The sequence below is a fragment of the Glutamicibacter sp. genome (genome assembly GCF_035257265.1).
GTDB lineage: Bacteria > Actinomycetota > Actinomycetes > Actinomycetales > Micrococcaceae > Glutamicibacter.
Genome location: NZ_DATEXC010000058.1, coordinates 126566 through 134452, shown reverse-complemented (window position 1 = coordinate 134452; position 7887 = coordinate 126566). Strand labels below are relative to the sequence as shown.

Here is a 7887-nt window from a genome sequence, read left to right as displayed (position 1 = left end):
GCGTGGAATCGGTGTTACCGATTCCACGCCACAGTTGTTGAGAGTTTCTAGAGCCTAGATATCCACGTGTGTTGGATCAAGTACGCGTCGCAAGAAGTCCTGCGTACGCGGCTGCTGCGGATTGCCGATGACTTCCGCGGCTTTGCCTTCCTCCACTACTACGCCACCGTCCATGAAGACCACACGGTCTGCTACTTCCTTGGCGAAGCTCATCTCGTGGGTAACCACAAGCATGGTCATGCCTGATTTTGCGAGGTTCTTCATAATTGAAAGTACCTCACCCACGGTTTCTGGATCCAAGGCGCTGGTGGGCTCATCAAAGAGCATTAATGATGGTTCCATCGACAACGCGCGGGCAATAGCAACACGCTGCTGCTGACCGCCGGAGAGCTGATCTGGATAGCGTTCTCCGAAGTCTCCCAGGTCTACCCGCTCCAGGTTCTCCCGCGCCGTGTTCTCGGCATCCTGCTTGCTGCGCTTGAGTACCTTCAGCTGTGCCACCGTGCAGTTTTCCAGCACGGTCAGGTGCGGGAAGAGGTTGAACTGCTGGAATACCATGCCCACATTTTGGCGCATCTTATCCAGATTCACCTCCGGGTCGGTGGTCTCGAAGCCGGCTACATGGATGGTTCCACCGTTTGGCTTTTCAAGCAGGTTGACGCAGCGAAGCAGCGTTGACTTGCCCGAACCCGAGGGGCCAATCAGGCAGACCACTTCGCCTGGCTTGACTGTCAGATCGATGCCTTTGAGTACCTCATTTGAGCCGTAGGACTTGCGTAGTCCGGCAATGTCTACGCCTGAGGCTTTGACCCGAAGCTCATTGTTTGGAGTCGTCATTCTCTATTCCTAACTATCGCTTGGTCCGCGTGCTACGTGACTCAAGTTTACGGGCAACCAGGCTCAATGGAATGGTGATCACCAGGTAGAACAGGCCTGCGACAACCAGTGGGGTGATACCTGCGTCAAGCGAGGAAATGCCGTCGCGACCAAACTTGGTCATCTCATACTGAGCGAAAGATGCACCAAGAATGAACGCCAAGGAGGTGTCCTTGGTGAGCAGGATAATTTCGTTGGTCATCGGTGGCAGCACAATCTTGAAGGCTTGCGGGATCACGATGGTAACCATGGCCCGCCATGCTGGCATACCCAGAGAGCGAGCAGCTTCGGTCTGTCCCTTAGGCACAGCCTGCAAACCTGCACGCAGGGTTTCTGCGATATATGCCGAAGAGACCAGACCCAATGCGAACATCACGTTGACCGGCTGCGGCCAGTTAGTTCCGAATGCCTGAGGCAGACCAAAACCGAAGGCCAACAGCACAAGGATGGCCGGAATGCCGCGGAAGAATTCAATGAATGCCGTGGCAAACCACCGGTATGGTGCAAAAGAAGCCATCTTCATCAATGCCAAAATCAAACCCAGAACGAGGCCGAAAGCAAAGGAGATTATGGTGTAGAAAATGGTGTTCTTCAGACCGATGAGGATCATGTCCGGGAACATCGGTCCCAATTGGTCGAAGGAGAAGAAAGCGTATGCCGTCTTATCCCAGTCCACGGCCGCGATGACGGCAACGATGGCGATGACAAAAATGCCTATTTGGATGGTCTTGCTCATGCGGGCGCGCTGACTCGTGGTCATTGCCATGCTGAATTACCTCTCATAAAGGGAGCGGGGGATAGGCCCAACACCGTTGGTCTGCGGCCTATGCCCCGCTCGCTTTGAAAACTGTTAGTGGCGGAGGGTTATTTCTCGCCGAACCACTTCACAGTCAGTTCTTCCATGGTGCCTGCATCGGTCAGACGCTTCAGGGTGCCGTTGACAAGATCCAGGGTGCCGGACTTGTCCTTCGGAACTGCCACGCCCAGCTGCTCGCCTGTCTTGAAGTCGGCGACTACCTTGTAGCCTGGCTTGTCCTTGATGGTGTAGCCGAGCACCGACTGGTTACCCAGCAGTGCGTCGACCTGACCTGCAAGAAGTGCCTGAGTCTGGAGGCCCGCATCCTCGTAACCGATGGTGTCCTTCAAGCCCTGTTCCTTGGCGTACTTCTCGCCGGTGGTTGCCTGCTGAACGCCGACCTTCTTGCCCTTGGCGGACTCGATGTCGGTGATTCCGGACCCGTCGGCGGCGATCAATACCAGATCGTCGTCCATGTAAGGGGTGGAGAAGTCCATCTTTGCCTTGCGCGCATCGGTGATGGAGACCGAGGAGATTGCCACGTCGCACTGGACGCTGAACAAGCCCGATTCGATCGAGTCGAAGCTAGCATCGATGACATTTAGTTCCAGCTTGGCATCGGTGGCGATTTCGGCGGCGATGTCCATGTCGAAGCCGACGTTCTTGCCGTCCTTGACGAATTCGAAGGGCTCGTAAGGAATATCGGAGCAGACGGTGAACTTTCCGGCGTTGACCGGGAATCCGGAAGCTGCTTCTTCGGAGGGGCTGTCGCTTCCGCCGGAGGAGCCGCATGCGGTCAGTGCTAGTAGTGCCACCGAGGAGACGGCGAGCGTGGAGACGAAGTTCTTCTTGATTCGACGCATAGGATCAGAACCTACTTTCGGTAATGCGAGTGGATCAGTGCGTAGGCACAATCATAACCACGGACGCACTAGACCGAGATTTCCATCACACAAGTCGGCTCAAGCGTAAGTATTACTTATGCTCAGAATCAGTGAAAAAGCACCATGCACAGGACCCTATTCGGCCTGCAGAGCTTGGCGCATCGGACGCATCTTTGCCCATGATTCGGCAAGTTCTGCCTCTGGCACCGAGCCGGGAACAATGCCGCACCCGGCGTACAGCCGCATCATGTTCTCGGTTTCAAGCATGCCGCCGCGCAAAGCGATGCCAAACTCTCCATCGCCACGGCTATCAACCCAACCCACCGGACCTGCGTAAGGGCCGCGGTCCAGACCCTCTAATTCGCGCAGCAGAACTCCGGCCGGCTTGGTAGGAGTTCCGCACACCGCTGCAGTGGGATGGAAAATCTCCGCGACATCCAATGCGGAGGGCAACTGCCCGTCGGCATCCGCGCGTAATTCGGCACGCACGTCGCTGGCAAGATGCCAGACGTTGGGTAGCTGCAAAATGAAAGGTTCATCCGGGGACTGCATGCCGTGCGAGATCGGGTTCAAAGATTCGGTGAGCGAATCTATGGCCAGCTGATGCTCGTGGCGTTGCTTAGGGTCTTCGAAGAGCTGCGCATGGGCATACCCGGTTGCGTCTGCCCCGGCGGTGGCACGGTCCAAGGTGCCAGCCAAGACCCGTGCCTCGGCAAGACCGTTGGTGACACGTACCAGCATTTCAGGGGTTGCACCCACCAAGCCATCTACGGCGTAGGTCCAGCAATTGCCGTACTGCTCTGTCAGCGTGCGCAATACACTGGCCAGATCAATCGGGGAGCTGCTGCGGGCCACAATGTCGCGAGCCAAGACCAGCTTGGAGATGCCACGATCTTCAAACTGACCCAGCGCCTTGGTGACTGCTTCCAAATACGAGCCTGCGGTGAGCTGTCCGGTGGTTAGTTCAATTTCACCCGGAGCGCCGGCATCAATGGCCGCCTGCGCCAGCTTGGCCTCGGCGAGCGCCAACGCGTCGGCAAACTGCATCCCGGCAAGTTTTTCGGCCGTGCCGGTCACGGTAATCCAGGCCTGCTCGCCATCTTTGCCGAGTACCACTTCGGGGACCACCAAACGGGAGGCGAAGGAGCTGGTGAAAGAAAAAGCGAAGGAACCGAAAGCCACTAGTCCACTGCCCGGCCGGGTGATCGGGTCAGTGATCTGCGCTAGCTTGATGAGCTGCGCGAACCACGCCCGTGCCTGAGCGAAGCGCTCTTCACCTTGAGTATGGATTTGGGCGGCCACGCCGAATCCAACGAGGCCATTTCCATTTCGTGTCCACACCAGCGCGTGGTGTCTTAAAGAGTCGGAAATAAGTGACTGCGCGGCATCCTGGAATTTGAAGGTGACACTGGTCAAAGCCGGTGCCGGGGATTGGTGCGCGCTGGGGGTGAGAGCGGTCGAATCGGCAGACATGATAGGGCTAAGCCTACCGCGGCGCACCGGCGTAGGTCAGCGCTAGGTGTTACTGCTCACCCATGTGAGATGCAGCGGGTTGGTGTCGCACACTATGGATCAACCGGTAAACTCAGGGACGAATACAGTTCTGGTGCTCCGCCGGTCATCAACGGCGGTTGCGGAGTGCCCGAAGACGCTCAGTGGTAAGCATCGGCTAGAGTGAAGTTTGCGTGCATTTGGCATGCAAGGAGTCTTCGTTCTTTGCGATGACCAACCCGATGAAAGATAAGTAAGCCGTAAAACAGTGACTGATTCCAAGAGCAACTGGACCGCAGCCGGCCACGAGGTGTCCGACTCGATTGAGCTGAATCCTGAAACCGCGGTACTTGCTGCGGCCATAAGTCTTCCGTCGGGCTTCGCGCTGATTGCCGAAGACCCGGAGTTTGGCCCTGCCATCTCCGTGGGTATGGCCAAAGTCGAGAAGCTACTGCGAGACGCGATAGCCAACTCGGACCCGCTAATTGATGCTACCAGCCGCCACCTCGTCGAGGCTGGCGGAAAGCGCGTGCGCCCACTGCTGGTGCTGCTCACAGCGCTTTTGGGCGACGGCATCAACGACGACGTGATCAAGGCCGCCGCGGTGGTTGAACTGACACATCTGGCGACCCTTTACCACGATGACGTGATGGACTCCGCGCCGATGCGCCGCGGGGCACCCACCGCCCACGAGGTGTGGGGCAACTCCGTGGCGATCCTCGCCGGCGACCTGATTTTCGCCCGCGCTTCGGTCTTCGGATCCGAGCTTGGCCCCGAAGCCGTACGCTGGCAGTCGCGAACCTTCGAACGGTTGTGCCTAGGCCAGCTGCACGAATCCATTGGCCCACGCGAGAATGACGATGCGATCACCCACCATATTCAGGTGATCAGCGATAAGACCGCCTCATTGCTGGCAACCTCCGGAGCATTCGGCGCCAGATTTGGCGGCAGCCCGCAGTTTGTTGAGGTATTGCGCGAGTATGGCGAAAAGGTCGGTGTGGCTTTCCAGGTTGCCGACGACGTCATCGATATCGCTTCCGAAGAATCAGACTCGGGCAAAACCCCCGGCACCGATCTTCGTGAAGGTGTCCCAACCCTCCCGATCCTGCTATTGCGTCAGGCAGCCGACCACGGTGACGCCCAGGCGCAAGCCGCGGTGAAGCTGGTCGACGCGGACCTGAGCACCGATGAAGCTTTGGCGCAGGCGGTCACCGCCGTGGCCGCGCACCCGGCAACCCAGGAAGCCTGGAACGTAGCCCGCCGATGGGCAGATGATGCGATTCAGATTCTTGCGCCGCTTCCCGAAGGAACTATCAAGCAAGCGCTGATTTCCTTCGCTGATGCGGTAGTCACCCGCGAGGCCTAAATCTTAAGCACAAACGCTGCCTGTTCTTCTTCCGAAGAGCAGGCAGCGTTTGTTTAAGTATTTTTAGCGAACCACGTCGGCGTCGCTCAGCCGGTAGGGGTGCTCGGCGGAGAACAAAGCGCTACGAAGCTCCAGGGCCTTGCGTGCGCGGTCTTCCACTGGGACCCGGTGGCGTAGCTGGCGGTACAGCTCATCGTCCGCGTAGCGCGGAAAAACATGCTGGTGATAATGCCAGACATGCTGATTGCCTGCCGGCTCGTTATGCTGCCTGGTACTGGTTCCCGCGGGATTCCACGCCAACTTCATCGCCAAAGCGACACGTTTGGTTTCCCACATGATGGCAGAACCTGTTTGCTCATCCAGATCATAAAGCGCCTCCAAGTGGGCGGTGGGAATGATCATCACGTGACCGCCATAGTTTCCGAAGCCATCACAAGCCATGATGGCGGCTGCCAAAGGCGTGCGATAAATCAGGTCGCTGGGCGCGCACAGATTATCTGGGCTAAAAGGCTGGTCGTTGAGCAATTCGCAAAACGGGCACTGATAGTCCGCAGGTTCGTGGGAGCTATGGAGCACTAGTCGTCCAGTTCAGCTGCTAGTTCTTCAAAGACCCAGCTGAACATGTCAAAGGTAAATTCGCTGAAGGTACCTTCTTCGCTGGTCCACGTTCCCTTCGAATTATTACGGCGGTAAACGATTGGATCTGGCACCGAAAGCTGGGACGTTTTGAAACCCCACACGTATTTTTCTTCTTCGTCTTCTAGGAAGAGTAGGTATTCCCCGTCAACTTCCAGTTCTTCTGGATCAAAGAAGAAGTGGTAGGCCTCGGTGAAGTCTTCGTTGTTACCTACCGCGAGGTAGAACTCTTCGAGGACAAACGGGATCGAGACGCCGGACTGGGCTAGGCCCTCGGCCAGCTCCTGGGCATTCAACCCGTCAGCTTCATTCCACTTGTCCTCAAGGTATTTTGGGACGAGGGAACGGAACTTCTCAAGAAACATGTCAGCCATGTCTTTATCCTATCGAGAATTAGCCCAGTTCAAGTGCGCTCAACGCGATCCACAGCTGGACTCGATCACTGGTGATGTTCGGATCGTATCCGGATAGTTCGGCGATTTGTTGCAATCGGTAGCGCACTGTATTGCGGTGCAACCCTAGTGATTCGGCGACTGCACCGACCGAACCATCACGATTTAGGTACTCGCGCAGAGTGTGTTCTAGATCCGAATCGTGAGTTGCATCAAATTTTCTGATGGGGCCTAGGGCCTCTTCGGCGAGGTCTTGGAGTGGCACATCACGCGCGGCAAGCAAAAGCGAAGTCAATGACAACTTATTTGGAACATTAACACGATCACCATGACTCAGTGCTTCCAGTGCCTCAAAATAGCTCCAGCGGATGCCTGTGGTGTTGGGGTAGCGTCCGCCATAACCAACCCGGGCGGTGATCCCGGCGTCGCTGAGGTATGCATCCAAGCGAGCCACCGACGCCTGGAGCTGATTGTGCGCCACAATAATCGCTAAGCGATCCTCCACGATCACCGAGACCTTTGAGCTGAGCTCGGCCGGTAGCGGCAGGGTATGCAAGCGTTCTGGTTGTGTGGCGGCCTGGATGAGGATTACCGCATGTTCACGTTTCGGGTTCAGTCCCAGTGCACCTACGCGGACCGCCGCGTCCGCTCCGGTGAGTGTGCCCGCTGCCAGATCCGCCAATACCTGCCCATTGGACTGGCGTTCTGAAGAGAGCAGCCGGGCGTTGTTGGCCACTTCCAAACCGATCAATGACTGTGCGTACTCGATGAGCGGGTCTGCCGCATAGGGCTTGGCGAGGTGAAGGACGCATTTATCGCGGATGCCTGTGGCTACCGGCAGGCTATTCCAATCGCGTTCCGGATCAAAATCACCGCTGATGCATTCGCCGTATAAGGTCAGTGCGACATCGGTGTTGAGGATTCGCGCTAGTTCGCTAAGCATCGTTTGCAGATCTGAGGAGAGCAGCGCCCGCGTCAGTTTCTGGTGCGAACGCAGGAGGCGTTCGAGGCGTTTGAGGTGGTCGGCATTCAGTGCCTCGGCGATGACCCGGGTGATGGCAGCAAAAGGAATTTGGTATGGAACCTCAAAGACGGGCAACCCAACTTCGTTTGCTGTCTGTAAGATTGTTGCTGGAACATTTTTATGTCCCAAACCGGTGCCGAATCCCAAAGCCACCACATCGTTCTCCGCAAGAGTTTTCACGAACTCGCGTTGACTTGCAGTTGTTTTTTGCCGGACCCCCGTGGTGAGGACAATTTCACGGCCCGTGAGAAAGTCCGCCGGGTTGAGAAGTTCGGTAACCGCGCCCCAGGTGATTGCGGTGTTGCTGGCTGCGGAATGATCGTTTAGTGGACGTAAGTCCAGCTCGTCAATAGCCAATAGGGCGCGTAAAGTGATTGCCATAAGGCAATTCTAGAGTGCCCGGTAAAGTTCCCGAAAAACTA

Annotated in this window: 8 protein-coding genes; 1 reads left to right on the top strand and 7 read right to left on the bottom strand. The window is 56.9% G+C overall.

Annotated features, from left to right (window positions below):
* Window positions 1-54: 54 nt before the first annotated feature.
* From VJ369_RS17050 to VJ369_RS17035, 4 genes are all read right to left on the bottom strand, one after another.
* The gene (locus VJ369_RS17050) at window positions 55-837 is read right to left on the bottom strand and encodes an amino acid ABC transporter ATP-binding protein (protein WP_324093188.1); all 783 of its coding nucleotides are present in this window, start codon (window positions 835-837) and stop codon (window positions 55-57) included.
* 13 nt (window positions 838-850) lie between these two features.
* Window positions 851-1642: an amino acid ABC transporter permease gene (locus VJ369_RS17045; protein WP_324093187.1), complete on the bottom strand. Its 792-nt coding sequence runs from the start codon at window positions 1640-1642 to the stop codon at window positions 851-853.
* 98 nt (window positions 1643-1740) lie between these two features.
* Window positions 1741-2535: an ABC transporter substrate-binding protein gene (locus VJ369_RS17040; RefSeq protein WP_324093186.1), complete on the bottom strand. Its 795-nt coding sequence runs from the start codon at window positions 2533-2535 to the stop codon at window positions 1741-1743.
* Between the two features lie 156 nt (window positions 2536-2691).
* Complete coding sequence (locus VJ369_RS17035; protein WP_324093185.1) at window positions 2692-4029, bottom strand: isochorismate synthase; 1338 nt, start codon at window positions 4027-4029, stop codon at window positions 2692-2694.
* A gap of 286 nt (window positions 4030-4315) precedes the next feature.
* Between VJ369_RS17035 and VJ369_RS17030 the strand changes: the two genes are divergently transcribed.
* On the top strand, window positions 4316-5413 hold the full coding sequence (locus tag VJ369_RS17030; protein ID WP_324093184.1) for a polyprenyl synthetase family protein: 1098 nt from the start codon (window positions 4316-4318) through the stop codon (window positions 5411-5413).
* A gap of 63 nt (window positions 5414-5476) precedes the next feature.
* Here VJ369_RS17030 and VJ369_RS17025 read toward each other — a convergent pair whose 3' ends face one another.
* Genes VJ369_RS17025 through VJ369_RS17015 form a run of 3 tightly spaced genes read right to left on the bottom strand, consistent with a single transcriptional unit; the run spans window position 5477 to window position 7846 of the window.
* Window positions 5477-5989: an HIT family protein gene (locus tag VJ369_RS17025; protein WP_324093183.1), complete on the bottom strand. Its 513-nt coding sequence runs from the start codon at window positions 5987-5989 to the stop codon at window positions 5477-5479.
* Complete coding sequence (locus tag VJ369_RS17020) at window positions 5989-6423, bottom strand: hypothetical protein (RefSeq protein ID WP_324093182.1); 435 nt, start codon at window positions 6421-6423, stop codon at window positions 5989-5991. Before VJ369_RS17020 ends, VJ369_RS17025 begins: the two co-directional genes overlap by 1 nt.
* A 19-nt stretch (window positions 6424-6442) precedes the next feature.
* Window positions 6443-7846 carry a PucR family transcriptional regulator gene (locus tag VJ369_RS17015; RefSeq protein ID WP_324093181.1) on the bottom strand — a complete coding sequence of 468 codons (1404 nt, stop codon included), beginning with the start codon at window positions 7844-7846 and terminating at the stop codon, window positions 6443-6445.
* Window positions 7847-7887 lie beyond the last annotated feature (41 nt).

Excerpts from the sequence above, each read along its gene's own strand:
- VJ369_RS17050 (WP_324093188.1), bottom strand. The coding sequence starts at position 837 with ATGACGACTCCAAACAATGAGCTTCGGGTCAAAGCCTCAGGCGTAGAC.
- VJ369_RS17045 (WP_324093187.1), bottom strand. The coding sequence starts at position 1,642 with ATGGCAATGACCACGAGTCAGCGCGCCCGCATGAGCAAGACCATCCAA.
- VJ369_RS17040 (WP_324093186.1), bottom strand. The coding sequence starts at position 2,535 with ATGCGTCGAATCAAGAAGAACTTCGTCTCCACGCTCGCCGTCTCCTCG.
- VJ369_RS17035 (WP_324093185.1), bottom strand. The coding sequence starts at position 4,029 with ATGTCTGCCGATTCGACCGCTCTCACCCCCAGCGCGCACCAATCCCCG.
- VJ369_RS17020 (WP_324093182.1), bottom strand. The coding sequence starts at position 6,423 with ATGGCTGACATGTTTCTTGAGAAGTTCCGTTCCCTCGTCCCAAAATAC.
- VJ369_RS17015 (WP_324093181.1), bottom strand. The coding sequence starts at position 7,846 with ATGGCAATCACTTTACGCGCCCTATTGGCTATTGACGAGCTGGACTTA.